Origin of the sequence: Pseudomonas sp. KBW05 (genome assembly GCF_003852405.1) — a bacterium.
Lineage (GTDB): Bacteria > Pseudomonadota > Gammaproteobacteria > Pseudomonadales > Pseudomonadaceae > Aquipseudomonas.
In genome coordinates, this window is the sequence record NZ_QAJM01000018.1 from 157,481 (window position 1) to 182,222 (window position 24,742).

23 protein-coding genes are annotated in these 24,742 nt (G+C 50.5%); 18 read left to right on the plus strand and 5 right to left on the minus strand.

The window, feature by feature from the left end; translation table 11 throughout:
- Nucleotides 1-5: 5 nt before the first annotated feature.
- The 3 genes from DBR46_RS17870 to DBR46_RS17880 form a co-directional block, all read right to left on the minus strand.
- Complete coding sequence (locus tag DBR46_RS17870; protein ID WP_096143196.1) at nt 6-542, minus strand: hypothetical protein; 537 nt, start codon at nt 540-542, stop codon at nt 6-8.
- On the minus strand, nt 535-1,707 hold the full coding sequence (locus DBR46_RS17875) for a DUF3800 domain-containing protein (protein WP_124527245.1): 1,173 nt from the start codon (nt 1,705-1,707) through the stop codon (nt 535-537). The genes DBR46_RS17870 and DBR46_RS17875 overlap by 8 nt, the downstream gene beginning before the upstream one ends.
- A gap of 61 nt (nt 1,708-1,768) precedes the next feature.
- The gene (locus DBR46_RS17880) at nt 1,769-2,137 is read right to left on the minus strand and encodes a hypothetical protein (RefSeq protein ID WP_124527246.1); all 369 of its coding nucleotides are present in this window, start codon (nt 2,135-2,137) and stop codon (nt 1,769-1,771) included.
- A gap of 232 nt (nt 2,138-2,369) precedes the next feature.
- Here DBR46_RS17880 and DBR46_RS17885 point away from each other — a divergent pair, with 232 nt between their 5' ends.
- A complete protein-coding gene (locus DBR46_RS17885; protein WP_124527247.1) occupies nt 2,370-2,615 on the plus strand; it encodes a hypothetical protein in 246 nt (81 codons plus the stop codon).
- A 143-nt stretch (nt 2,616-2,758) separates the two neighbouring features.
- Nucleotides 2,759-3,247, plus strand: a complete 489-nt coding sequence (locus tag DBR46_RS17890; protein ID WP_124527248.1) for a hypothetical protein — start codon at nt 2,759-2,761, stop codon at nt 3,245-3,247.
- 36 nt (nt 3,248-3,283) lie between these two features.
- On the opposite strand, the gene arsN2 is transcribed toward DBR46_RS17890, so the two are convergent.
- Complete coding sequence (gene arsN2 / locus DBR46_RS17895; RefSeq protein WP_124527249.1) at nt 3,284-3,772, minus strand: arsenic resistance N-acetyltransferase ArsN2; 489 nt, start codon at nt 3,770-3,772, stop codon at nt 3,284-3,286.
- 129 nt (nt 3,773-3,901) lie between these two features.
- On the opposite strand from arsN2, the gene DBR46_RS17900 reads away from it, so the two are divergent.
- From DBR46_RS17900 to DBR46_RS17960, 12 genes are all read left to right on the plus strand, one after another.
- The gene (locus DBR46_RS17900) at nt 3,902-4,324 is read left to right on the plus strand and encodes an arsenate reductase ArsC (protein WP_124527250.1); all 423 of its coding nucleotides are present in this window, start codon (nt 3,902-3,904) and stop codon (nt 4,322-4,324) included.
- Between the two features lie 8 nt (nt 4,325-4,332).
- The gene (locus DBR46_RS17905; protein WP_177414087.1) at nt 4,333-4,677 is read left to right on the plus strand and encodes a metalloregulator ArsR/SmtB family transcription factor; all 345 of its coding nucleotides are present in this window, start codon (nt 4,333-4,335) and stop codon (nt 4,675-4,677) included.
- A 24-nt stretch (nt 4,678-4,701) separates the two neighbouring features.
- Nucleotides 4,702-5,985 carry an arsenic transporter gene (locus DBR46_RS17910; RefSeq protein ID WP_124527252.1) on the plus strand — a complete coding sequence of 428 codons (1,284 nt, stop codon included), beginning with the start codon at nt 4,702-4,704 and terminating at the stop codon, nt 5,983-5,985.
- 16 nt (nt 5,986-6,001) lie between these two features.
- Nucleotides 6,002-6,472: an arsenate reductase ArsC gene (locus DBR46_RS17915; protein WP_124527253.1), complete on the plus strand. Its 471-nt coding sequence runs from the start codon at nt 6,002-6,004 to the stop codon at nt 6,470-6,472.
- A gap of 47 nt (nt 6,473-6,519) precedes the next feature.
- The gene (gene arsH / locus DBR46_RS17920) at nt 6,520-7,233 is read left to right on the plus strand and encodes an arsenical resistance protein ArsH (protein ID WP_124527254.1); all 714 of its coding nucleotides are present in this window, start codon (nt 6,520-6,522) and stop codon (nt 7,231-7,233) included.
- A gap of 19 nt (nt 7,234-7,252) precedes the next feature.
- Nucleotides 7,253-7,675, plus strand: a complete 423-nt coding sequence (arsC, locus tag DBR46_RS17925) for an arsenate reductase (glutaredoxin) (protein ID WP_124527255.1) — start codon at nt 7,253-7,255, stop codon at nt 7,673-7,675.
- Nucleotides 7,676-7,830: 155 nt separating this feature from the next.
- Entirely contained in the window at nt 7,831-8,910 is a 1,080-nt protein-coding gene (locus DBR46_RS17930; protein WP_124527256.1) for an ArsO family NAD(P)H-dependent flavin-containing monooxygenase, read from the plus strand.
- 27 nt (nt 8,911-8,937) lie between these two features.
- Nucleotides 8,938-9,975 (plus strand): permease, encoded by a 1,038-nt coding sequence (locus DBR46_RS17935; RefSeq protein WP_124527257.1) that lies wholly within the window; start codon nt 8,938-8,940, stop codon nt 9,973-9,975.
- Between the two features lie 19 nt (nt 9,976-9,994).
- Nucleotides 9,995-10,231: a thioredoxin family protein gene (locus DBR46_RS17940; protein WP_124527258.1), complete on the plus strand. Its 237-nt coding sequence runs from the start codon at nt 9,995-9,997 to the stop codon at nt 10,229-10,231.
- A 568-nt stretch (nt 10,232-10,799) separates the two neighbouring features.
- On the plus strand, nt 10,800-12,047 hold the full coding sequence (locus DBR46_RS17950; protein ID WP_124527259.1) for a sodium:proton antiporter: 1,248 nt from the start codon (nt 10,800-10,802) through the stop codon (nt 12,045-12,047).
- Nucleotides 12,048-13,030: 983 nt separating this feature from the next.
- Nucleotides 13,031-14,518, plus strand: coding sequence for a SulP family inorganic anion transporter (locus tag DBR46_RS17955; protein ID WP_124527260.1), 1,488 nt, complete (start codon nt 13,031-13,033; stop codon nt 14,516-14,518).
- A gap of 11 nt (nt 14,519-14,529) precedes the next feature.
- Complete coding sequence (locus tag DBR46_RS17960; protein ID WP_124527261.1) at nt 14,530-15,381, plus strand: universal stress protein; 852 nt, start codon at nt 14,530-14,532, stop codon at nt 15,379-15,381.
- Between the two features lie 110 nt (nt 15,382-15,491).
- On the opposite strand, the gene DBR46_RS17965 is transcribed toward DBR46_RS17960, so the two are convergent.
- Nucleotides 15,492-16,697 (minus strand): MFS transporter, encoded by a 1,206-nt coding sequence (locus DBR46_RS17965; protein WP_124527262.1) that lies wholly within the window; start codon nt 16,695-16,697, stop codon nt 15,492-15,494.
- Between the two features lie 578 nt (nt 16,698-17,275).
- On the opposite strand from DBR46_RS17965, the gene DBR46_RS17970 reads away from it, so the two are divergent.
- The 4 genes from DBR46_RS17970 to DBR46_RS17985 all read left to right on the plus strand — a co-directional run bounded on the left by DBR46_RS17970 (nt 17,276) and on the right by DBR46_RS17985 (nt 24,658).
- Nucleotides 17,276-19,348: a S1 RNA-binding domain-containing protein gene (locus DBR46_RS17970; RefSeq protein ID WP_124527263.1), complete on the plus strand. Its 2,073-nt coding sequence runs from the start codon at nt 17,276-17,278 to the stop codon at nt 19,346-19,348.
- Between the two features lie 59 nt (nt 19,349-19,407).
- Complete coding sequence (gene sthA / locus DBR46_RS17975; protein WP_124527264.1) at nt 19,408-20,802, plus strand: Si-specific NAD(P)(+) transhydrogenase; 1,395 nt, start codon at nt 19,408-19,410, stop codon at nt 20,800-20,802.
- A gap of 1,483 nt (nt 20,803-22,285) precedes the next feature.
- Nucleotides 22,286-23,773, plus strand: coding sequence for a SulP family inorganic anion transporter (locus tag DBR46_RS17980; protein WP_124527265.1), 1,488 nt, complete (start codon nt 22,286-22,288; stop codon nt 23,771-23,773).
- Nucleotides 23,774-23,788: 15 nt separating this feature from the next.
- On the plus strand, nt 23,789-24,658 hold the full coding sequence (locus tag DBR46_RS17985; protein WP_158619158.1) for a universal stress protein: 870 nt from the start codon (nt 23,789-23,791) through the stop codon (nt 24,656-24,658).
- Nucleotides 24,659-24,742: the final 84 nt, after the last annotated feature.

Sequence of the window (24,742 nt, forward strand, 5' to 3'; positions counted from 1 at the left end):
CGATTCTAGGAGGGTAGTTGAGTCTCGGATTCGCTGGCCTCATGGCGAGCCCAGCGCAATCTAGCTATCGACATGAATTGCCTAATAGCCAGCGCTCCCCGTTCATTTCTGGCTTTCGACCCAGGCAAGGTCAGCGCTTCCTCTACCTTGGCACGACTCGCTTCGTACATTGCAAATGCGTTGAACTCTGAATCAAGCAGCACCAAGAGCACACTATCGAAGGGTTGCCGTAGATCAATTGCGCCCATACGGCCTGTAATCTTTAGCGGGTTCAGGATACAGCGGCCCTTGATCTGGATTCTCGCGATGCCATCTTCCAGCGTCTCTGTAGCGTCGTAACCTGCCTGTCTTGCAGGATGTAGTAACAGGCGGAGTCTAGTAGCAGCTTCGTACTCTGCGATCTCGCCTGTCACGCCCAGTGGCTTGCCGGTCAGGCGATAGAATCTACGCGCGAGCACCTTGGCCTCTTTCAAGATCTCTAGGATTTCATCCTGGATCAATGCAGCCTGCTGAGGTTCGTTGCCATGACTGAGTTCAGTCATCTGCAAACGCCTCGAGCGCAGTGAGCAGCTTGGCAAGCTCATCCAGGTTGGCTGCCGTCACGATGTCATATTCTCCTCGACTACTCAGCCGATATACCTCTCGAGCCTTTTTGACCCGTTCCAGTAGAGGAACAACAATGCCTGACGCTCTTTCAAGAAATTCGTTAATGTCTGCCCGTGTTTGAGGGATCTTGTAGCCTTTGGCCGCACTTGTGATGATGACGTCCGCATCCCGAAGCTTGGCAATGCCACTGGATCGGATTCTCTGGCCGTTGACCTCTCCCAATCCGCTGTCTTTTAGATGGGCCATGATCTCCGTAGTCAGCACGTAATCCTTGGTGACGAATTCGCTTTGAAATCTTAAGAACCGCAGGATGCTCAATTGCAGGCGCTCATCCTCATCAGGGTGTTCGCCAGCCCGCTCGCTAAAACGATCAGCCTGGCGGAGTGCTTCTTGGTGTACTTGGTAGTCTGCATACCCAGACTCATCCGCCGGCGGTGGCAGAAGAGACTGGTACTTGGATGGCCACTCAAGCATTCCAAGAGTCAGGCTGCGCAGGATCTTTTTGTAGGCAAGAACTGCTTCTTCCGATGCTTTCTCTTCGTAGATCTGAGCGACTGAGCCAGCAAAAAAATCTGCAACCTGAACCAAAACGTTGTCCTTACTGGCCATCGTCTGGAAGGCATCCTTATCGCCAAATAGGTCGTCCACGAATCGTTCTGCAACGTAGCTTTTGAGGCTCTCCTGAAATTCCTGGCCACCATGCTCGTCTACGATCATCTGGAGATCGGGGTATGTGCGGAACAAACGTTCATAGAGCAACCCATTCACATATTTTATGAATGAGGTCTTGAAACGAAGGCCACCGTCTTTGCGAATTTGGGACTTATCAACGACGGTGAAATAGAGCCTGAATGGCAGATCGGACAGCTCGTTTAAGATCCGGGCACGGCGATCTGAATCCTTGGGCTTAAGATTGCTGGACTTGATCTCTCCAGTTTGAAAATGACGCATGCGGAGTGCTTCAGCTTGGGCATAAGCAGCTTCCAGGTCTTTCTCTGCCACCAGAATGGAGCACACGATGAAGAAGCCCGAGCTTCCTCCCTTTGAAGTATCAAGGTCGGAATTCCCGGACTCATCCACGAAGGCATAGGTTCTGTCCATGAGCTTGCTCCATCAACAACGTGCTGAGCGCAGTGGGTCGCCCAATGGCAAGGTGGCGAACTTAGTTCGTCGCAGTTGTACTGCCTGGAGCGGGGCCTTCGCTGAACGTGTAGTTGATGACCACGTCATTACGGATCAAAACGTCAAGCGTTTTCTGAGTGCCCGTAGTCGTCACCTTCATGGTGACCACGTAGCTCTGGGCATGGGCTGAGCCATTGGTGTAGGTATAGATCCACTTCTCGTCGGTCTCGCTGACTGCGCTCTTAGCGTAGGGCTCACCAAATAGCGACTTCAACTCAGCAGTCGTGGTTTTGCCTTTGGTGATACTCGCTACACTGGCCGACGGAAAGTCTCGTCCTGCGGTGTAGTGGGACGTAGCGCAACCGCCAATTGCGACACAGATTCCCATTACTGCGATGAGCTTTTTCATATCCTTCCTTGATCGTAGAAAGCTCCAAATCTAGCTGGCATCGAGGCTAAAAGCCATCAACAGGTAAACCATCAAGCACTCCCCCATCGCGACTCAGATTGGCTAGGTGGGCTTCAACGTCATCAACCGGTCGTCTGGAAGGGCGCACTGATGGTACTGTGCAGTGTCAGAGTGATGTCACATGGAAAGTGCCCGTGCTCCCTTACCACTCCCACAATTAACGTGTGACGTCATGCCTTCTACCGATGATTTTCGATTTAACGCTCATCACCTTCTGATCGATTTAGATGCAACCACTAATCATCTAATGATGCTCGTTGTCTCTCGCGAAGTGACGGGGAGCGGTTGGGACGAAGCTTTAATCCGCCACAAGCAAGCATACGAAGCTTGGGCATCCATTCTGCCTGGAGCTCAAACAGATCCGATGTATGTGCTAGATGCAAGGCCGCCGGGCGAGCACAGTGCCACTGCAAAATAGATGCAACCTCCTAGCATCCATTCGGCATTCTATGAAGCACGCAATTCCCATGCTGATCTCGCGCCGTTAGCAGTAATCTAAGCGTTACTGGAAGGACAGCGGAACCGAACCCACGTCACCATCTAAAACGCGCTAGGGGGAACATGGACGTCGAATCTTTGACGAAGCAGATCACGCTAGTTGGCGCCGTGGTTGCGGCTTGCACTGGCGTCTGGAGCCTCTGGCTGCAAATGCGTGGTAAGCGCGACCATTACTCTGTCGGCACAGGAACGGTACGCCCTGAGATCATCAGAGAAACGATGATTCATGTTGTGAGTCATAGTGATCACCCGATCTATCTCGCGGATTACGGATTTATCGATCCAAACTTCAAGTTTTCCTCAATTCCTATGGAGCAGGAGCTGCACGATTTTCAAGACAGTCATGTTTACACCCGTGGCGGCAGCAATCTTGAGAAGCGCAGCGACTTCTTCGAAATTGGCTACATTCGGCGCGACACTCCCATCGGTGCATTCGCAAGAACTGTTACTCAAACTAGGCCCTGCCTCGGATTTGCCTACGATACGCCTGCATGGAAGAAGCTGTGGGTTCGTACCCTGCTTTTGGTGAAAGGGCGAGGGTATTTGCGATGATTTCCTTTCCCCCCCGGAATCCGCTGTGCTTGATTATCAAGCCAGCGGTTCTTCAGACAGCGCTGTCAGCCCGTTCGAATGTAAATCCTTACACATATAGCAAGCCGAGCCAGGGCAAAGCCCTCTGAACTGCTCTGTCTGAGAAACCAGAGGCGGCGCAGAACCTCGTTGATTTACTGCATAGCCCTGCTGCTCAAAAAAGCCTGACGCAGTTGTTGTCAGCAAATGAAATCGAGCGATTCCCTGCTCGACGGCTATCGCTTCAATGACCCGAAGCACCGCGACACCGACCCCTTTCGATCTGTATGCCGGCTCTACAACCATGGAGCGCAGCAATCCATCTGCTCCATATGTTTCAAACCCACCCCATCCGACACTCTTTCCGTCCATGGTGAACTCAAAAAAGGTTCGGCCTGGAAGATCAATATCGTCTGCTGGAAGGTCAGCAGATTTCAGCGCATCGCGAAAGCGCTGCCACTGTCCTCCGGCTATTTCCTTTGCCTGGATCCTCATCTCCTTGCTCATCCCTTTATCTCCTTTGTGCCGCTTTGTATGGGCCGTCACCGCTCAAGCCGAAGCAGCAGTCATCATATTCGCTTTACCGAATATTCGAAAAATCGTATATTCGATTTTCCATATGCATCGAGTTCAACCATGAGCCCTGCTATCAAAGTGCTTTTCGTGTGCGTTGCCAACTCAGTCCGCTCCCTGCTTGCGGAGGCTTTGCTGCGGCACACTGACCCGAGCTTCGAGGCCTTCAGCGCCGGTTCCGAACCGTCTGAGGTTGATCCGCGCACGATTCAGGCATTGGAGGCAGTTGGAGTCGATGCAACGGGCCTGCGCAGCAAGTCCATCAGCGAGTTTCAAGCTGATCGATTCGATTACGTAATTACTCTTTGTGATAAATCCGCAAGCGAGTGCCTACCAACGCCCAGTGCAGGTGAAGTCATTGCCTGGGATTTTCCTGACCCAGTAACCAGCGATGATCCTGGCGCATTTCGCCACACGCTCCACGACATCCACGAGCGCATCAAGCTCTTCGTTTTGGTCAAGACCAAACACCTGGAGGATCTGTGACAGAACCCATGAACCCCACCACCTTATTCAAGTGCCTGGCGGATGACACCCGAGCAAAAATTTCGCTGCTTGTCGTGAGTGAAGGTGAGCTGTGTGTTTGCGAGCTAACGGCAGCACTCGACCTGAGTCAGCCAAAGATTTCTCGCCATTTGGCGCTGCTGCGCTCTGCCGGTTTGCTGTTGGATCGTCGCCAAGGCCAATGGGTGTACTACCGGCTGAATCCTGATTTGCCCACGTGGGTGACTGCAGTTTTGAAGGCGGTGGTAGACGCCAATCAGCAATGGCTGGAAACCGAGGCTAAGCGCCTCTGCGGCATGAACGACCGTCCGACCAACCAAGCCGTGTGTAGCTGAGTCACGCCCAACCGGATTAATGAAATGCTGATTGCCGTATTGATCTTTATCGCCACCATCGTCCTTGTTATCTGGCAGCCAAAGGGGCTTGGGGTTGGCTGGAGTGCGATGTTCGGTGCCATCGTGGCGTTGCTGGCAGGCGTCGTTACCCTCGCAGACATACCCGAGGTTTGGCGCATCGTCTGGAATGCCACTGGGACTTTCATCGCGGTCATCATCATTAGTCTGCTGCTTGATGAGGCAGGCTTTTTCAAATGGGCTGCGCTGCATGTGGCCCAGTGGGGAGGCGGGAGCACCCGCAAGCTGTTCGCTTTTATCGTCCTGCTGGGCGCAGCGGTGTCGGCCCTGTTCGCCAATGACGGAGCAGCATTGATCCTCACACCCATTGTGATCGCGATGTTGCTGGCGTTGCGTTTTTCGCCTGCTGCTACGTTGGCATTCGTTATGGCAGCCGGTTTTATCGCCGATACGGCGAGCTTACCGCTGGTGGTTTCCAACCTGGTCAACATCGTTTCTGCCGACTATTTCGATATCGGCTTCAACGAATATGCTTCGATCATGGTGCCGGTAAACATCGTCAGCGTGGCGGCGACATTAGCCATGCTGCTGTGGTTTTTCCGCAAAGATTTACCAAAGACCTATGACCTCAACCAACTGGACAATCCGGACGAGGCAATCCACGACCGAGCCACTTTTGTTGCCGGCTGGTGGGTGCTGGCACTACTCCTGATCGGCTTCTTTGTCATTGAGCCATTGGGGGTACCAATCAGCGCCATTGCAGCGGTCTGTGCATTCATTCTTTACGTCATCGCGGCTCGTGGTCACGCCATCAACACAAGCAAGGTGCTCAAAGAGGCACCATGGCAGGTGGTGATTTTTTCTTTGGGTATGTATCTGGTTGTTTATGGCCTGAAGAACGCCGGCCTGACCGACCACATCGCGCAGATCCTGAACGTGTTCGCCGATTATGGCGTTTGGGGCGCGTCCCTAGGTACAGGACTGCTAACAGCGTTGCTGTCTTCGATCATGAACAACATGCCCACCGTTCTGGTAGGCGCCTTATCCATTCATGCCGCCGAAGTCGATGGTGTAGTCCAGCAAGCGATGATTTACGCCAACATCATCGGCTGCGACTTGGGCCCGAAGATCACCCCAATTGGGAGCTTGGCAACTCTGTTGTGGCTGCATGTGCTCGCACGGAAAAACATAACGATCAGCTGGGGTTACTACTTCAAGACCGGGATCGTGCTGACCTTGCCTATCCTCGTCGCCACATTGTCCGCCCTGGCACTGCGCCTCAGTTTCTGAATCAAGGAATCGTCTGATGAAAGTCTTGTTCATGTGCACCCACAACAGCTGCCGCAGCATTCTGTCCGAGGCGCTTTTCAACCACTTGGCGCCCGAGGGTGTAGAAGCGGTCAGCTCAGGAAGCTTTCCCAGTGGCCGGGTGAATCAACGGGCATTGCAAACGCTTGAGGCGGCGGGTATCTCCACTGCGGGCTTGAGCAGCAAGGCTTCGGATGCTTTTGAAGGCTCGCCTCCAGACATCGTGATCACTGTCTGTGACCGGGCAGCGGGTGAGGCATGCCCAATCTTCTTTGGGCCAGCTTTGAAGGCGCATTGGGGTCTGGCCGACCCGTCTGACGCTAGCGGGTCGGAAGCCGAGATCACCGCAGCGTTCGAAACCACACTGGCCAAAATTCACGAGCGCGTGAGCGCATTTCTTGCGCTGCCAATGAAGACCATGAGCGCTGACCAGCTAAAAGCTGAACTGAATCGCATCGGTTCGCTTTAAAGATCAACCGAGGCGGTGCCCAATCTGGCGCCGCCGTAGGAGTTTATATGCAAGACACATTGCCGAACGTACACGCCGACCTGATCGACATTCCGTCGCTGGAGCAACTGGAGCCGCGTACACCGTCGCTCCATAAGCCTCGAATCTTGCTTCTGTATGGATCGACGCGAGAGCGCTCTTTCAGCCGGTTGGTGACTCAGGAAGCAGCCCGCTTGTTGGAGGAGTTCGGCGCCGAAACCAAAATCTTCGATCCCTCGGGTTTGCCGCTGCCGGATGATGCTCCGGATACACATCCCAAAGTCGCGGAATTGCGCGAACTCATGCAATGGTCTGAAGGACAGGTGTGGTGTTCGCCTGAGCGGCACGGCTCCATGAGCGCAGTATTCAAGGCCCAGATCGACTGGGTTCCGCTTGCGATTGGTGCTGTTCGACCTACGCAAGGAAAGACCCTTGCAGTAATGCAGGTCTGTGGTGGCTCGCAATCTTTCAATGTGGTCAACCAACTACGGGTATTGGGGCGGTGGATGCGCATGTTCACCATCCCAAATCAATCTTCGGTGGCCAAGGCGTTCACCGAGTTCGACGAGGCAGGCCGTATGAAACCGTCCTCGTACTACGACCGACTGGTGGACGTGATGGAAGAGTTGATGAAGTTCACGCTGCTGTTGCGGGGTCGCCAGGACTACTTGGTTGATCGCTACTCCGAGCGAAAAGAGTTAGCTGAAGAGCTGTCCAAGCGCGTCAACCAGCGCTCCATTTAACTCACCGCGAGGAAACGGTATGAGTCAGATCACGATCTATCACAACCCGCAATGTGGCACCTCTCGCAACACCTTGGAGCTGATCCGCAACAGCGGAGAAGAGCCGACTGTTATTGAGTACCTACAGACCCCACCTGACCGCACCACGCTTGTCAGGTTGATCAAGGATATGGGTATTGAGGTGCGGGCCCTGCTTCGTATTAAAGGCACTCCCTACGAGGAGCTAGGACTCGGCGATACGTCACTGACTGATGACCAGCTCATCGATGCCATGATCGCTCATCCCATCCTGATCAATCGCCCCATCGTCGTGACGCCTTTGGGCACACGCTTGTGTCGTCCGTCAGAGGCAGTCCTCGACCTTCTGCCGCAGGAGCAGCGCGGCAGCTTCGTCAAAGAAGACGGACAAGTCGTCATTGATGAGAATGGCCGCAGGGTTTAAACCGATGTAAAGCAGATGGGCCTGGAGGCATGAGGCCTAATTGCCGGCTGACCAACGGCAGCTTTAGCATGTTCAACAGATGATCGAGATCAGATTAGATTCGTTCTTGGGTCTCTATACTGGCGACAGTTCAGCAGCGACTTAAGGTTTCCCCCATGACTCATTCGGCCAGTGACAAACTAGATGTAGTCATTATCGGCGGGGGGCAGTCAGCCTTGGCGGTAGCGTATTTCCTACGCCGAACTCAACTTTCATTCGTTATCCTCGATGCGGAGGAAGAACCCGGTGGTGCCTGGCGACACGGCTGGAATTCGCTACGTCTATTCTCTCCGGCCACTTGGAGTTCGATCCCTGGCTGGATGATGCCCCCCACGCAAGAGGGTTATCCTTCGCGCAACCATGTGGTCGACTATCTCAACCAATACGAACAGCGCTACCAATTCCCGGTCGAGCGCCCGGTTCGGGTCACTTCTGTCGAGCGTAAGGAATCTGGCCTGCGAGTACGCTCTGACGACAAATATTGGGATGCCAAGATTGTAATCAGCGCTACCGGCACTTGGAGCAATCCGTATATCCCTCACTACCCTGATGCCGAGTTATTCGCCGGTCGGCAATTGCATTCCGCGAACTATGTCGATGCACAAGCGTTTGCTGGCAAGAAAGTTTTGGTGGTGGGTGGTGGCAATTCAGGAGCGCAGATTTTGGCAGAAGTCTCCAAGGTCGCTGAGACCACTTGGTTGACTCCTACTGAGCCGGTGTTTTTGCCTGATGAAGTGGATGGGCGGGTGCTATTCGAACGTGCCACTCAGCGCTTGAAAGCTCAGCAGGAGGGGCGTGTCATTGATCAGCCCGTCGGCGGGTTGGGAGACATTGTCATGGTGCCGCCGGTTGTAGAAGCCCGTGAACGTGAAGCTCTAAAATCTGTACGTCCATTTGAAAGTTTCACTCGCGAAGGCGTTATTTGGGCCGATGGATCTGAGTCTGCCGTGGATGTGGTGATCTGGTGTACCGGATTTAGACCAGCCCTCGAGCATCTAGATACGCTGGGGGTGATCAACACCGAAGGCCGTGTTGAGGTCGAAGGCACTCATTCGATCCAAGAGCCAAGACTATGGCTGGTGGGCTATGGCGAGTGGACAGGTTCGGCTTCTGCGACGCTGATCGGTGTAACACGGACAGCGCGCAGCACAGTCAATGAGATTGCAACCTTTCTTGGCGATCCGTCCGCAGCCTAGTACACCTACGCTTGAGGAGTAGTGGACATGAACGAAATGATTGTGCGCTGGCCTGAGCGGAATCCCCGCATGTTTTTAGCGGTAGCAGCGCTTGTCTGGTTCGGATTGTACGAAGCCCTTATTCCTGTTTCAGAGGCTTTGGTCGCAGCGCTTCCAGTTGATCGGAATAGCCACCTTGGAGGCGCCTTACAGTTTTTTTTCTACGACACTCCCAAAGTGCTGATGCTGTTGGCCGGCATTGTGTTCTTGATGGGCATGCTCAACTCCCACTTCACACCTGAACGCACCCGCGCAATGTTGGCTGGGCGAAGCGAGGGCACAGCCAATGTGATGGCTGCCTCTCTCGGGGTGTTTACCCCATTTTGCTCGTGCTCAGCAGTTCCTCTTTTTATAGGTTTTGTTCAAGCTGGAGTGCCCCTGGGGGTGACGTTCTCTTTCCTCATTGCTGCGCCCATGGTGAATGAGGTCGCGCTGACACTGCTGCTTGGCTTGTTCGGCTGGAAAGTTGCGTTGCTGTATCTCAGCCTAGGGTTGTTTATTGCGATTGTGGCTGGCTGGGTCATTGGCCGCCTGAAAATGGAGGCCTATCTGGAAGATTGGGTTCGTGACATGCCCAGGATCCAGGCAACTGCCGGGGACACCCGCATGCCCCTGTATGAGCGGATAAGTGCCGGGTTTGGCAGCGTGCGTGAAATCGTCGGAAAAGTCTGGCCTTACATCCTCGCCGGTATTGCCATTGGCGCGGGCATTCACGGGTATGTGCCAGAGGATTTCATGGCCAGTTTCATGGGCAAGGAAGCCTGGTGGTCGGTTCCGCTCGCGGTTCTTATCGGCATCCCCATGTATACCAATGCGGCAGGCATCATCCCCATTGTGCAGGCACTACTCGCAAAGGGCGCGGCACTGGGCACTGTGCTGGCCTTCATGATGAGTGTCATCGCTCTATCTCTTCCGGAGATGGTGATTTTGCGCAAGGTGCTTAAAGTTCGCCTGATAGCCACCTTCATTGGGGTCGTCGCCGTCGGCATTCTCATCGTTGGTTACGTCTTCAACTTCGCTTTGTAATCCACCTACCGAGGTTTGTATGAAAGACATCAAGGTTCTGGGCACCGGTTGTGCAAAATGCAAATCGACAGTCGCCATCATCGAACAAGTGGCGAGTGCGAAAGGTGTACCCGTAAAGCTCGAAAAAATCGAAGACATGCAACAGATCGTCAGCTACGGGGTAATGTCCACGCCCAGTGTCGTGATTGATGGAAAAGTCGTTCACTCAGGGGGCATCCCAACCCGTGACAAGGTTGAAGAGTGGCTCAGCGCCTAGGGGGCGGGACGGCATAGTCATGGTGCACTCATGGAAGCTCGCTGACGCGGTGTACAGATTGATGCCGTCATCTGGTGTACTGAATTTTCTCCAGTGCTCGACCTCTTGGGTAACCTGGATATCGTTGGCTATGACGGCAAAGTCGCCGTAAACCGGAGTGTTGCTTCACCTAATCTGTCGCTGGTGGGCTACGGTAATTGGACGTGATTCGCCTCCACCACATTCATCGGAGTGTCTCGTACCGCACGAAATGTGGTCAAGCAAGTGGAAAGCTATCTCATGGCACAGCCTGATGACTCGCGACGCAAATCGAATGCACATCCGCTCTTAACAGTAGGCTGCCTATTCGGGGGAAAGCTCCGCAGCCACACATAGCGTGTGGGTCGTTTGTTGGTTCATGGTGCCGATGTGCCAATAGTGGCCAAGCTGCTATCCAGGCAGCGCTACCGAGCGGAAACATTTGTTGCACTGTCGGGTGCTTTTGCCCTCTAACCGGAAGGCAGAACTCGCCGCGAATCGCAGCGTTGGTCGCGGATCAACAGACATACCTCTCAGACGGAGCTAACCGTTGCTAGACATCCTTGCGATATTTCTAAGTGTCACAGCGCTACTAGCCTATGTTAATCGACGTTACGTGGGGCTCCCTTCCGCCATTGGTGTCATGGGTATCGCACTCGGCATATCGCTGCTGAACATGGCAGCTGATAGCCTTGGCTTTCATGCCTTGCACACGTTGGAGCAATCGCTGGTGGAGTCCATAGATTTCTCCGAATTGCTCATGCAAGGAATGTTGTCGCTATTGCTATTCGCTGGAGCCTTGCACGTCGACTTGTCACTGCTGCGTACATACCGATGGCAAGTGACGTCGTTGGCCGTAGTGGGCACAACCCTGTCGACGTTATTTATCGGTTTGGGTCTATGGGCGTTGCTTTCCTGGACTGAGCTCGAATTGCCGCTCGCCTACTGTCTGGTGTTCGGTGCGCTGATCTCGCCAACCGATCCTATCGCTGTGATGGGCATTTTGAAGTCTGCTGGCGCCCCCGGTAGCGTTGAGCTGGTTATTTCGGGCGAATCTCTATTTAACGACGGCGTCAGCGTCGTCCTGTTTTCCCTGATTTTGGCTATGGTCGCCAGCGGTGAAGCTCCTTCGGTTACAGTAGCCGCACAGCTACTGTTGGAAGAGGCAGGCGGCGGCGCTCTTCTAGGCGCGGTCGTCGGATATGTCATCTACAGAATGCTCAAAAGCATCGACAGCTACCAAGAGGAAGTCCTCATTACCTTGGCCGCTGTACTCGGCGCCTATGCCCTCGCAACACGCCTACACGTTTCCGGCCCTTTGGCGATGGTGGTGATGGGGTTAATTATTGGCAATCAGGGTCGCTCTTATGCAATGTCAGAACAGACCAAGAAAAATCTCGACATGTTTTGGGAGCTGATAGACGAAATCCTTAACGCAGTTTTGTTTGTCCTGATCGGCCTGGAAGTGGTTCTAATCCAGTTCTCGAACTCCCTTCTCGTCACGGGATTGATGGTCGTGGCTTTAACGCTGCTATCTCGCTTACTGACGGTCGGGCTTCCTATAGCCGCCTTAGGTAGGCTTTTTCGGCTTCCAAAGGGCGCTTGGAGTGTAATGACCTGGGGTGGGTTACGCGGGGGCATTTCAGTGGCTCTGGCTTTATCGCTTCCGCCGAGCGAGCCTCGCGATATAGTAGTTTCCCTCACCTACATAATCGTAGTGTTTTCCATTTTGATCCAAGGTATGACTATCGGAACGCTGGTCAAAAAGGTGATGCCCTGCACGGCTGGGAAAGGTTAATTCATGTGTCGACAGGGATCGGCTACAGGCACTACTGGTGCGCTGATATCTTTCAACCAAGGCGTGATCTCGCTGCTTAACGGCTCAGGCCAAACTCTCACTGCCATGTAAGTCTTCCGCTCGTCCAGCATGAGCGTCTCTTGACTGTTCTACCATCTGGCACTTCTAAGTCGACGAAAGCTGCAAGCTAATGTCACAATGATACTAATAAGACTGTTAAATTCGCACCAGCGCACATGACGGGCATGCCGATCTATGATTGACGCCGAGGAACGTCGTTTCCAATCCCATAAATTTTTGCTAGAGCTCGATGCAGCTACGACGACGTTAATGATGCTTGTCGCGGCGCGTCAGTCAGGAAGCGCTGAGTGGCTCCTCGCCGTCCACCGCCAAAAGCTGGCGTATGAGGCGTGGGTAGAATTTCTCTGCCCACCTGGGCCGGATACAATGCCGCTTTTGGATCGGAGGATGACGGGCGGCTTCGGGACGTTGAATGAATGAGGCATGCTTACTGATGAACGAAGGCGCCAAAGCCAACGACTTCAGCAACTGCGCGCCTAGGGCGTCATTCATAGCCGCCGTGATACCGTTTTATGTCGACAAGCCCACCCGCTTCCAACCAGGGCTAATATTCAAAAACGCGCTCCCTACCTAGCTCTATCTTAAAGCTCAGCGGGTGCAAAGCTGAGCGGTGGATCGTAATCGACACCAGCTTTCCTATATACTGTCGGTTCTGTTTACCCTTGAGCTACAGGAACACCAGCATGACTGTACTCCAAACGATCTACTGGCAGCCTACGCCGCCTTAGCGCTACGCCCCCTCGCAATACCTCGCTCCGCCAGCTCCGCTCGCGGCTGCGTACTGCTGTGTGACCGGTTCCTACACCCTAAGCACTCATCGAACAATCCTCACAATTTGAATTCGTATCGACACGCTCGCCTTTTGTCTGGCCGGCATGTGGTGCATTGCCTTGGATATTTCTATGCTGCAAACACTCAAACAAACTTGGCTTTCCAACATCCGTGGAGACGTCCTCGCGGGGATAGTGGTCGCGCTTGCGCTGATCCCGGAAGCAATCGCCTTTTCCATAATCGCCGGCGTCGACCCCAAGGTCGGTCTCTACGCTTCCTTCTGTATCTGCGCCGTCATTGCCTTCGTCGGTGGTCGCCCTGGGATGATCTCGGCAGCTACCGGTGCTATGGCATTGTTGATGGTTACACTGGTGAAAGATCACGGGCTTCAGTATCTGCTGGCAGCTACGTTGCTCTGTGGGGTGCTCCAAATCCTCGCGGGTTACCTGAAGCTAGGTTCGCTGATGCGCTTTGTCTCGCGCTCAGTAGTCACAGGCTTTGTGAATGCACTGGCGATTCTGATTTTCATGGCGCAGCTGCCCGAACTCACCAACGTCACCTGGCATGTCTACGCCATGACCGCAGCGGGCCTGGGAATCATCTACCTGTTTCCGTATATACCGAAGATCGGCAAGCTGATTCCTTCGCCGCTGGTGTGCATCCTGACACTGACCGCTATCGCGATTTACCTGGGGTTGGATATCCGCACCGTAGGTGACATGGGCCAGTTGCCAGACACGCTGCCAATCTTCTTGTGGCCTGAAGTCCCGCTGAACTTTGAAACCCTGCGTATCATTTTCCCGTATTCAGCTGCCTTGGCTGTAGTCGGTTTGCTTGAGTCCATGATGACGGCGACCATCGTCGATGATTTGACCGATACCACCAGCAACAAGAACCGCGAATGCAAAGGTCAAGGGGTTGCAAACATTGCATCTGGCCTGCTGGGTGGTATGGCCGGCTGCGCCATGATTGGCCAGTCAATCATCAACGTGAAGTCTGGTGGTCGTACTCGCCTTTCAACTTTATGCGCAGGCATCTTCTTGCTATTGATGGTCGTGTTCCTGGGGGAATGGCTCTCCAAGATCCCAATGGCCGCATTGGTAGCCGTGATGATCATGGTCTCCATCGGCACTTTTAGCTGGGATTCCCTGCGCAATCTTAAAGAGCACCCACTGTCGACCAACATCGTCATGGTTGCGACTGTCGTGGTGGTCGTCGCGACGCATAACCTGGCCTACGGTGTACTGGTGGGAGTGCTGCTGGCATCGCTGTTCTTTGCGAACAAGGTCGGACACTACCTCGATATTAAGAGCACGCTTGAAGAAACGAAGTCTCACCGAACTTACCGTGTGGTGGGCCAGGTGTTCTTCAGCTCATCAGACAAATTCACCGACGTTTTTGACTTCAAGGAAGCCCTGAACAAAGTCACCATCGACCTGACCCAGGCCCATTTCTGGGACATCACTTCGGTTGCAGCGCTGGACAAGGTAGTCATCAAGTTCCGTCGCGAAGGTTCAGAGGTTGAGGTGCTGGGCCTGAACGAAGCCAGCGCTACTATCGTTGACCGTTTTGGCGTGCATGACAAACCTGACGCCATCGACAAACTTATGAGCCACTAAGGAGATTGACAATGACCCACGTAATGGCATGCATTGATAACTCACAATCCTCGCTGGCGGTCTGCGACTACTCAGCATGGGCGTCGCAACGACTTAGCGCGCCACTTACCTTGCTGCATGTTTTGGATGAGGGGAAATACCCAGCATCTGCAGACCTGAGCGGCAACATCGGTCTTGGCAGTCGAGAGCATCTGCTGGATGAGCTGGCCACGCTAGATGCGCAGCGTGCCAAACTGGCCTTGGAGCATGGCCAGCACATGCTTGAAAAGGCTCGCGAGCGGACAGTCAGCTCTGGCGTCATTTCACCTGATCTGAAGCAGCGCCACGGTCATCTCGTCGAGAGCCTGAATGATCTTCAGGACGATATTCGATTACTGGTGATTGGAAGGGTTGGCGAAGATAGCGCTCATAGTACCGAAAGCCTTGGAAGTCAGATTGAAGCGGTAGTCAGAACTATCCATCGTCCTATCTTGATTACAACCAGCCAATTTAAAAAACCTGAAGCCGTCATGGTTGCATTTGACGGAAGCGCTATTGGCCACAAGACCTTGTTGACGCTTGCTGCAAGCCCGTTGTGCAAAGGCTTACCAATTCATATCGTTATGGTTGGAGCAGATTCTCACGATAATCAGAACGAACTCGAGAAAGCAAGAAGTGTACTTGCCTCATCCGGCCTGACAGTTCAGACCGAAATCCGGCCAGGCGAAGTTGAGTCAGTTCTGCATGCCTATCAAGCCGAGCACGCCATTGACCTCCTAGTCATGGGAGCCTACGGGCATTCACGTATCCGGCAGTTTCTGGTAGGCAGCACAACTACAACAATGTTGCGAACGGCAACTATACCGGTACTATTGCTTCGCTAAGATTGATCCACAGCCATGGAGTTTCTTACATGTGAGAAACTCCATGGGCAGATATATGAGACCTGCGCCATCGAAAAACTAAAATCTGCCTTTTAAATATTTAGTTTCTTTTAGCTCGGATGGTTTGCACGCCCCAGAAGAGTCGCTTTAGTTGAAAGAAGACTAGCAATGAATATAAAAGCAAGACAGCCAAGCGCTTGAAATCTAAGAGTGATGCCTTGATCGATAAGTATACCCATGATTACCGGAGAGGCTCCACTAGCAACCACGCTCCAAGCTCCAACTAAAGATCTAATTCGACCTAGTTGTTCTTGACCATACAATTGCATCCACAAAGCTGTAGATAGTGTTGATGCAACAGCTGAAGAGACTCCCGTCAATATTAGATATAGAGGAGCGACCCATATCGAACTAGACAGATACAGCGCCACCATTGCTATACCTTGCGGCGCCATAAAAAAGGGAAGAATCCGCACCGGGCCATAGCGATCCAACATAGGGCCAGAGATTATCAAAGATAAGGCTTGAGTGAGTGCATAAGCTATAAACCATCCCGCAATCCACGCAATACTCCAGTTCATCTCTTCTGATAACCGACCTTGGTGAAAGAAGAACCCGGTTGTAATAAATGGCGAGGCCAAAACAATTGGCAATGTCAGTAGAATTCGCGGGTCACGCCATAACCTAAGAGCGGTTGGGGGGACAGTGATTCTATCGCTATACTTTTTTTCTATGGAAATAGTAGTTGGAAGTAGCCTTAAGGCAAAAGCTATTATTGCTGCGACGGTTAAGGCGTTCACGACCCATGCCAAGCGCCATCCAATTGCACCGATCAGTCCCACCGCTGCTAAAGGCATCAACGCTTGAGCCAGTGCTAAACCCAGGGCGATGACACCAAGCGCTTTCCCTGCATCAAATGGAAATTTCCTAGCAGTTGCTGTCATAGCGGTATGAACCATCAATCCTTGACCACTCAATCTTAACAAATAAAAGCCAATTCCTAGAGTTATAAACCCTACACTGAAAGCAGTAACCAATGATGCTAGCACTAGACCCATGGCGACAAAAAGGGTATATCGAAATAGCGACACACGGTCTATTAGACGTCCGACCCAGGGAAGGGTTAATGCGCTAAAAAGCGTTGCTACTGCGTATATAGCTCCAAGCTCGCCATCCGAGAGCGAAAAAAAACCTCTAAAACTACCGCTATAAAGTGCCACAAAATAAGTTTGCCCAAAACTAGAGGTTGCCATGAGGGTCGCACCAAATAAAAGACCCTTCCAGTTCAAACTAACAAATTTTAAATATTTATACATCGCTAATCTCGCTTCTGATACTTCGTAAGTCCTGCATCATTACTTTCACCGCATAAATGAACTTTCAAACCGTCAAGGTAAAGCAGATATAACATTTTAGACAATCTAGAAACCTTGCAGCACCTGAAAACAGATGCGGAGGCGGCCAATTGAAATCAGACCACGACAGAAACGAAATGTTAGAAAAACATGACAGCGCGCGGCAGAGCTGATGTGAGTTTAGGGGGAGAGTTTAAGCGTATGGGAACAATTCGTAGAATGAGGAATAGATGTCTACTGTCGGCCACAAGGAGAGGCTCTGCCCATCCTGGCAAAGAGTAAAAAGCCCTCGACAAAAAAAGCTTATAAAACAGAATGTTATGTCAGATCTTTATCTTAACATCTCCTTGGCGGCCACCTTTAAATTGTCATCATTCCTTTTTTAGCGTATGGTAACAGCCGTACGAAAAATCAAATAAACTGCAAAAGAATGGCAGACACCAATGTATATTTCTACTAAAAGCTCTTTAGCGGAGCGTAAAGCGCCATAGCGTCACCTCGCCCAAGCCTTTCAATTCTTGGTTCGCGAGAGGATACCTATGAGCAGTTCTAGCAAGCGTTTTAGCTTTGGCGAACATCCGGTTTTCATTGAACTCGGATCGACCGCTGAACATACTGGTTCGCCAGTGATGGTTCATGTTGGACAAAGCGTCGTTCTGGCCACTTGTCATGTGCCGCCCCCTTCTTTTCAGTCTCGCCCACCAGGCTTAGTGGTCTCATTTGTAGAGCGAAGCTATGCACGTGGCCGAATTCCCGATGATTCACATATCCACCAAACCGAGATCAACAAAGTAGAGGAAAGCAGATCTCTAGAACTCCAATCAGTGCTAAACGACACCCTCCCCGACAAACACGAATTAAGAATAGAGTTAAACATCCTAGTCTTTTCACGTGACCCTCAAGTCGATCCAATTGTCGCAGCTGTCATTGCAGCAAGCTGTGCGCTAGGAATTACTTTGCCGCAGCATGCAGACCCTATAGTTTTGGCGCGCTTAGCGAAAATAAATGGCGTCTTCTGCACTAACCCTAGTAATAGCGCGATTGAAAAATCGCAGTGCGACTTGTGGGTGTACGGAAGTTCTTCGCAGACCATTCAAGTGCGCGGCATTACTAATGAACTTGATGAATTAGAGTTGATTTGTGCAATTGAGGCTGGGCAGAGAGATATTCATAAAACAAGCAGCTCGATAAAAGAATGGATCCTGGAACACTCACCCAGTAGTAAGAGTTTCGCAAAAACTGTCGAAACAACACTAAAAAGAAAAGTTGCTGCGCTTGCTAAAACATCACTGATGAAGCTTTTTCAGGAAAATTTGAAAAAAGATCTTTCAAACCAGTTAAGTGATCTACAAAAAGCGGTGGAGATAGCGATCTGCATTAACGAAATTGATGGAAGCCGGAAAGAGATAATCGCCGTTTACTTCTACCAATGCGTACAGGAGACTCTTAGGGAATATTATTTAAATGCAGTGTCATCAAGTGACATCCATGCAACTCTTCATACGAGAAAAATTAAAACCCACTTATTTCCAAGAGCCCATGGATCTGCCAGTTATACGACTGGAGATCATAGCGCGATTGCGCTCACGACCTTGGGTAGAGATCGCTCTTCCTTGAATGGTCAGTATACTGAAGCAAAGAACAGCTTTGATGTCCATATTCATAACTCTCCAGATGATGCAGGCGCGAGATACCCAATTCCTAATCATGCTTTAAATGCCGGACGCTGGGTAGCCGATACCTTGAGGTTTGTGCTACCAAAGTTAGATATGTTCCCCTACGTAATCCATGTAGATGTAGAGCCAGTTGGGAGGCATTCATGCTCGCCAGATGAAATTTTGTGCACAGCAATGCTATCTATGTTAGACGCAGGAGTGCCGCTATTTTCTGTTGTCGGCGCGGTAGAGGTGGGTTTAATTTGTTCACCCTCCCAACTTGTTCCGCTGATTGATCCCGACGATTTTGAAAGAGCATCTTGCAATGTCGTTGCCACAATTGCTGGGACAATGACTGGTATTGCTGGAATTAATTTGCGAAGCAAAACACTTCTCACAAGAGATATATTGCAAGAGTTGTTAAGTAATGCTAAGCAAGCGCGCCTTTCTTTGATTGCACTTATGAAAGAGTGTGTTGCCTTTCCGAGAGAGCTGAGTGAGTTTGCACCTAGAGTACAAATCCTGAAGATATCATCACGGAAAACCGGGCAATTAGTTGGCCGTGGCGGAAGCGTTGTAAAAGCAATCTGCCAGCAGACTTATAGCAATGTTGAGGTTTTTCCAGACGGAACCGTTCGAGTCAGTGCAAGTAATGATGATAGTCTGCAAAACGCGATCCTCGCAATTCAGAAAACACTTAAGCCACTTAAGCCCGGTCAAATTTTTGAGGGTGTGGTGAGCGGTATACAGGCGAATGGTGTACTGGTTAATTTGTCTCCCGGACGTGAAGGCTTTCTCCCTCTCGAGCAATTAATAAATACACATGTCCCAGTAAGAGAGCAATTTAAGATAGGGGAATGCATTCGTGTAGTGTGCCAATCAGTCAATCACCATGGTCAAGGCCAACTGTCTGTCAAGGCGTTACATCCTGAGATCACTAGGAATCGCGGATACTGATGTTTTAAATAATCAATACAATAGGTACCTTAAAAAGTTTGATTTGTTGAGGAGGTTGAGTGGCAGTTTACAATTATGACGTTGTCATTGTAGGTTCAGGCCCGGCAGGAGAAGGTGCTGCCATGAACTCGGCAAAAAATGGCCGCAAAGTAGCTGTTGTGGATAGCCGCGCTCAGGTTGGTGGTAACTGCACCCACCTTGGTACTATTCCCTCAAAAGCTTTGCGACATTCCGTTCGACAAATAATGCAGTTCAACACCAATCCCATGTTTAGACAAATTGGTGAGCCACGCTGGTTCTCGTTTCCAGACGTATTAAAAAGTGCGGAACAAGTCATAACTAAGCAGGTCGCCTCACGCACAAGCTATTACGCTCGCAATCGGGTCGATACTTTCTTTGGTATAGCAAGTTTCGTAGACGAACAAACTTTAAATGTAATTGGTGCTGGCGGTGAAGTAGAAACGCTAATAGCTAAGGAAGTTGTGATAGCTACAGGGTCTCGCCCCTACCATCCGGCGGATGTAGATTTCTCCCATGCGCGAATATACGACAGCGATTCAATTCTGAGTCTTAATCATACGCCTCGTAAGCTAATTATTTATGGCGCGGGGGTGATTGGGTGTGAGTATGCGTCAATATTTAGCGGGCTAGGAGTGATGGTTGAATTAATTGACAACCGTGAACAACTACTTAGTTTTCTAGATGATGAAATTTCCGATGCTCTAAGCTACCATCTTCGGAATAATAACGTTTTAATCCGTCACAACGAGGAGTACGCGAGCATTGAGGTATTTGATAGCTCCGTCATCCTACACTTGAAATCCGGCAAAAAAATCAAGGCGGACGCATTGCTTTGGTGTAACGGACGCTCAGGAAATACTGAGGATCTCATGCTCGAAAATATTGGGATCGAAGCCAATAGCCGTGGTCAAATTCAAGTTGACCAAGACTATCGTACGGAAGTCCCCAATATCTTTGCTGCCGGGGATGTGATTGGTTGGCCCAGCCTCGCTAGTGCTGCCTATGACCAGGGACGCTCGGCTGCTGAGAATCTGATTGAAAGCGGAAGTTGGAGGTTCGTTAATGACGTACCTACCGGTATCTACACCATCCCCGAGATCAGCTCGGTAGGGAAAAACGAGCGGGAACTAACTGACGCCAAAATACCTTATGAAGTAGGTAAAGCCTTTTTCAAATCTATGGCGCGTGCACAAATTGCCGTTGAACCGGTAGGCATGCTGAAAATTCTATTTCACCGAGATACCTTAGAAGTGTTAGGTGTACATTGCTTTGGCTATCAAGCAGCAGAAATCGTCCATATTGGACAGGCAATTATGAATCAACGTAGGTCGGCAAATACTTTGAAATATTTCGTCAATACGACGTTCAATTATCCAACCATGGCAGAGGCTTATCGAGTCGCCGCGTTCGACGGACTCAGTAGGCTTTTTTAATTTCGTGTAAAGCCGGAGGAAACCCTAGCGAGGAGGTTAACCGAATGTAGATTAATGATTTAGACTTTGCCCGATACGTTCCTAGATTTCCCCTAATGGTGCCAAATAAGAGGAATGATAATGCGTAGACTAACTTTTAAATCTCCCAGACAAGATCTCCTAGCTAGACAGCAGTTACTTGGCAATCTGTTAAATCGACTTGAAGTTGAGGGTTCCAATCGATCATTCAATACGATACTTGAAAGCAGAAGTTTTCAGCTTGAGCCTGACGAGCGCTACTGGCTATCTAATGCAACCTACACGCAGCTAATTCTTGAGCATAATAGTCTCTGTTCAGCGCTGAGCCACCAGTCATCCAGCGCCCAAATTCGAAGCACTCGCTGTCAGCAGTCTTCACTAAAAGTATCAGACCCGGAAGATAAGTCGTTAATTCCCACTCTGGAGAACTCTGATTGTCTCATAGTCCCTGGCAGAATTTATCATGGGCACGTGTTCAGTTTAGAGGTAGGTTTCGCTTGTATTTCATTACCATATGGATGTTATGGAACGCTGCGGCTATCTGAGGTTGCCGAGCAACCGTTAGGTCAGCTTTATGAATATCTAAGCTTGGGAGACTCGCTATCTGTGAGAGTCACCAATATTGACTATAGAGGTCAAATTAGTCTCAGCATGAGAGGCATACCGGAGGATTCTTCCAAATGACTTATGCGTACAAGAAAAAATGGACATTCAGACGTCAGGGTTCAACGTTGGTCATTAAAATTTTGACCATATTCGAAAATTTACTCCCTAAGGCGATGAGGAATATGTTAAAATTTTGGCAAATTCAATGTCAGGCGATACGAAGACACATGATGAATTTCTGCTCCCTTCTGGTTGTTAGTCCACCTTAGACAGCCATCCCCCTCGCTTTAGCGCCGCACGTTTGCATTTTACAATGCAGGCTTTTTGGCACTCCGCCGTCGCCACGCACGACGGTAATTTTACACGTCGCCTGATCACCACCCAATCGATGCTGTTCGTTGTCTGCTGAGTAGCCTGGTATTTATCTGGAAGTCATATTCAGCAGCTAACCACTGATGCATTCCGACGCATGGTGTATTTGGGGCTTTGAAATGGGGGGCTAATGCCGCCAATTTTAAGTTTTACTCTAATGCGTCACCGGCCTTGCTTAATGCATAGTCGGGACGCGCTGGTGCGTACCGGATTCATAACAAAACTCGGTATTCCGCCTTAGTGAGGCAGGCCCACTTCTAAACTTAAGCTCACTGTTGCGTTCCCGTTGAGCACTGGTGCACAGCTAATTTTAGAAATAGGGCTTTTACCACCCAATGAAATCAGATCAGGCTTTTGGCCTCGACCTGCTACCCTCTTATTACTTGATTAAAAGCCAAATACCATGTAGTTAAAATTTAACCTAAATACTCAAAGGCAACTTTCTTAACGAGTAGCCAATTATTAATGTATCTGTACGGAAAATCGAATGCTTCAAACAATAAAGCAATCTTGGCTGTCCAATATAAGAGGCGATTTATTGGCCGGTATAGTCGTAGCCCTTGCGCTGATTCCAGAGGCAATAGCATTTTCGATCATCGCCGGGGTCGATCCGAAAGTGGGTCTCTACGCTTCATTCTGTATATCAGTGGTCATTGCCTTCGTAGGCGGACGGCCAGGTATGATTACCGCCGCCACAGGCGCGATGGCGCTATTAATGGTAACTTTAGTAAAAGATCATGGGCTTCAATATCTCCTTGCTACGACGTTACTGACTGGTGTACTGCAGATTGTTGCTGGATATTTGAAACTTGGAAGCTTGATGCGGTTTGTTTCCCGCTCTGTGGTGACAGGTTTCGTTAACGCGTTAGCCATCCTGATTTTCATGGCTCAGCTCCCAGAATTAACTAATGTTACATGGCAAGTGTATGCGATGACGTTGGCGGGGTTGGGCATCATTTATCTGTTTCCCTATGTACCTAAGATTGGAAAGCTTCTCCCATCTCCCCTTGCATGCATCATCGTACTCACCGCTGTTGCTATATACCTTGGACTTGATATTCGTACCGTAGGAGACATGGGTTCGTTACCAGATACTCTGCCATTCTTCCTTTGGCCGGATGTACCGCTCAATTTTGAAACCTTGGCGATCATCTTTCCTTACTCAGCAGCTCTTGCAGTGGTCGGCCTGTTAGAGTCAATGATGACGGCGACAATTATTGACGACCTAACTGATACACCGAGTAACAAAAACCGGGAGTGTAAAGGCCAGGGGATTGCAAATATCGCATCTGGACTTTTGGGTGGTATGGCTGGATGTGCAATGATCGGCCAGTCAATTATTAATGTGAAGTCTGGAGGACGTACAAGGCTGTCATCTCTGGCAGCGGGCGTTTTCCTGTTGCTTATGGTGGTATTCTTGGGCGAGTGGCTGGCACAAATCCCTATGGCTGCGCTGGTCGCTGTGATGATTATGGTGGCAATAGGAACCTTCAGTTGGGACTCATTGCGCAACCTTAAAAAGCATCCGTTATCCACCAATATTGTTATGGTGGCCACCGTGGTAGTGGTTGTCGCAACACACAACCTCGCTTACGGGGTGCTGGTGGGTGTATTGCTTGCAGCAATGTTTTTTGCCAACAAAATCGGCCATTACATGTACGTTAGTTCTGAAGCCGACGAAAACGGGATCGAGCGTAAGTATTCTGTGGTTGGTCAAGTTTTTTTCAACTCTGCAGATAAATTTGTTGATTCGTTTGACTTCAAGGAAGCTTTGGAGAAAGTTGTCATTGATCTCTCCTTTGCACACTTTTGGGACATCACAGCAGTTGCTGCGTTGGACAAAGTCGTCATCAAATTCAGGCGTGAAGGTACAGAGGTTGAGGTGCTGGGCCTTAATGAGGCAAGCGCGACTATCGTTGACCGTTTCGGAGTCCACGATAAGCCTGACGCTATCGATCAATTGATGGGGCACTGATTCATGGAGAACTCAATGACTCACGTAATGGCCTGCATTGATGGCTCAGCGTCGTCAACTGCAGTATGTGATTACGCTGCATGGGCAAGTGTTCGTCTCGCTGCCCCGTTGACGTTTTTACACGCATTGACGAAAGAATGTGCGCCTCCTTCTGATCTAAGCGGGACACTTAGTATCGGTATTCGAGATCGGCTCTTGCAAGAACTTGCAAAGCTCGATGAACAACGTAATACCTTGGCAAAAGAGCATGGCGATTATTTGCTTGAGGCGGCGAAGCATCGTGTAGACCAACTGGGTATCGTGCACCCCCAAGGACGGCAACGCCATGGAAAATTGGTTAATTGCATTCAAGAAATTGAAAGCGAAATCAAACTGTTGATTATTGGCCGAAACGGAGACACCAGCGGAGCACCAGGAGAGCGCGTTGGGTTGGGAGTAGAGAATGTCATTCTGACACTTAATTGTCCTGTGCTCGTTACGCCGTCCCAGTTCAATATACCCCGAAGCTTCTTAATCGTTTTCGATGGGAGCGAGACCGACTGTAAAACAGTTGAGGCCATAGCGCATAGCCCTTTTTTGAAGGGTATAAAATGCCACCTCTTGATGATCGACGCAGAGTCTGATACTGCATGGAGTCAAGTGGATTGGGCAAGGAACTTATTACAGAATAATAACTTTACCGTGCAGGCTGAAGTGATGCCCGGTGAGTATGAAATCGTTATTGAACGTTATTGTGAACAAGAAAAAATAGATATATTGGTGATGAGCACTTGCGGAAATTCGAAAATCCAAGGGTTTTTCGTCGGTAACATAATAAGCAGAACCCTACGTAGCACGGCAATTCCTATGCTGTTCTTACCTAGCTACTTGCCAACTCGAAGGTGAACGGCTGTTGGAAAAGGTTGCCTCGGGAGTAGTTTTCGAGGCCACCCATGTTTGAAGCTCTTCTTAATAAGAGGCATAACACGG

Coding starts and splice junctions, on each gene's coding strand:
- DBR46_RS17870 (WP_096143196.1), bottom strand. CDS start 542: ATGACTGAACTCAGTCATGGCAACGAACCTCAGCAGGCTGCATTGATC.
- DBR46_RS17875 (WP_124527245.1), bottom strand. CDS start 1,707: ATGGACAGAACCTATGCCTTCGTGGATGAGTCCGGGAATTCCGACCTT.
- DBR46_RS17880 (WP_124527246.1), bottom strand. CDS start 2,137: ATGAAAAAGCTCATCGCAGTAATGGGAATCTGTGTCGCAATTGGCGGT.
- DBR46_RS17885 (WP_124527247.1), top strand. CDS start 2,370: ATGCCTTCTACCGATGATTTTCGATTTAACGCTCATCACCTTCTGATC.
- DBR46_RS17890 (WP_124527248.1), top strand. CDS start 2,759: ATGGACGTCGAATCTTTGACGAAGCAGATCACGCTAGTTGGCGCCGTG.
- arsN2 (WP_124527249.1), bottom strand. CDS start 3,772: ATGAGCAAGGAGATGAGGATCCAGGCAAAGGAAATAGCCGGAGGACAG.
- DBR46_RS17900 (WP_124527250.1), top strand. CDS start 3,902: ATGAGCCCTGCTATCAAAGTGCTTTTCGTGTGCGTTGCCAACTCAGTC.
- DBR46_RS17905 (WP_177414087.1), top strand. CDS start 4,333: ATGAACCCCACCACCTTATTCAAGTGCCTGGCGGATGACACCCGAGCA.
- DBR46_RS17910 (WP_124527252.1), top strand. CDS start 4,702: ATGCTGATTGCCGTATTGATCTTTATCGCCACCATCGTCCTTGTTATC.
- DBR46_RS17915 (WP_124527253.1), top strand. CDS start 6,002: ATGAAAGTCTTGTTCATGTGCACCCACAACAGCTGCCGCAGCATTCTG.
- arsH (WP_124527254.1), top strand. CDS start 6,520: ATGCAAGACACATTGCCGAACGTACACGCCGACCTGATCGACATTCCG.
- arsC (WP_124527255.1), top strand. CDS start 7,253: ATGAGTCAGATCACGATCTATCACAACCCGCAATGTGGCACCTCTCGC.
- DBR46_RS17930 (WP_124527256.1), top strand. CDS start 7,831: ATGACTCATTCGGCCAGTGACAAACTAGATGTAGTCATTATCGGCGGG.
- DBR46_RS17935 (WP_124527257.1), top strand. CDS start 8,938: ATGAACGAAATGATTGTGCGCTGGCCTGAGCGGAATCCCCGCATGTTT.
- DBR46_RS17940 (WP_124527258.1), top strand. CDS start 9,995: ATGAAAGACATCAAGGTTCTGGGCACCGGTTGTGCAAAATGCAAATCG.
- DBR46_RS17955 (WP_124527260.1), top strand. CDS start 13,031: ATGCTGCAAACACTCAAACAAACTTGGCTTTCCAACATCCGTGGAGAC.
- DBR46_RS17960 (WP_124527261.1), top strand. CDS start 14,530: ATGACCCACGTAATGGCATGCATTGATAACTCACAATCCTCGCTGGCG.
- DBR46_RS17965 (WP_124527262.1), bottom strand. CDS start 16,697: ATGTATAAATATTTAAAATTTGTTAGTTTGAACTGGAAGGGTCTTTTA.
- DBR46_RS17970 (WP_124527263.1), top strand. CDS start 17,276: ATGAGCAGTTCTAGCAAGCGTTTTAGCTTTGGCGAACATCCGGTTTTC.
- DBR46_RS17980 (WP_124527265.1), top strand. CDS start 22,286: ATGCTTCAAACAATAAAGCAATCTTGGCTGTCCAATATAAGAGGCGAT.
- DBR46_RS17985 (WP_158619158.1), top strand. CDS start 23,789: ATGACTCACGTAATGGCCTGCATTGATGGCTCAGCGTCGTCAACTGCA.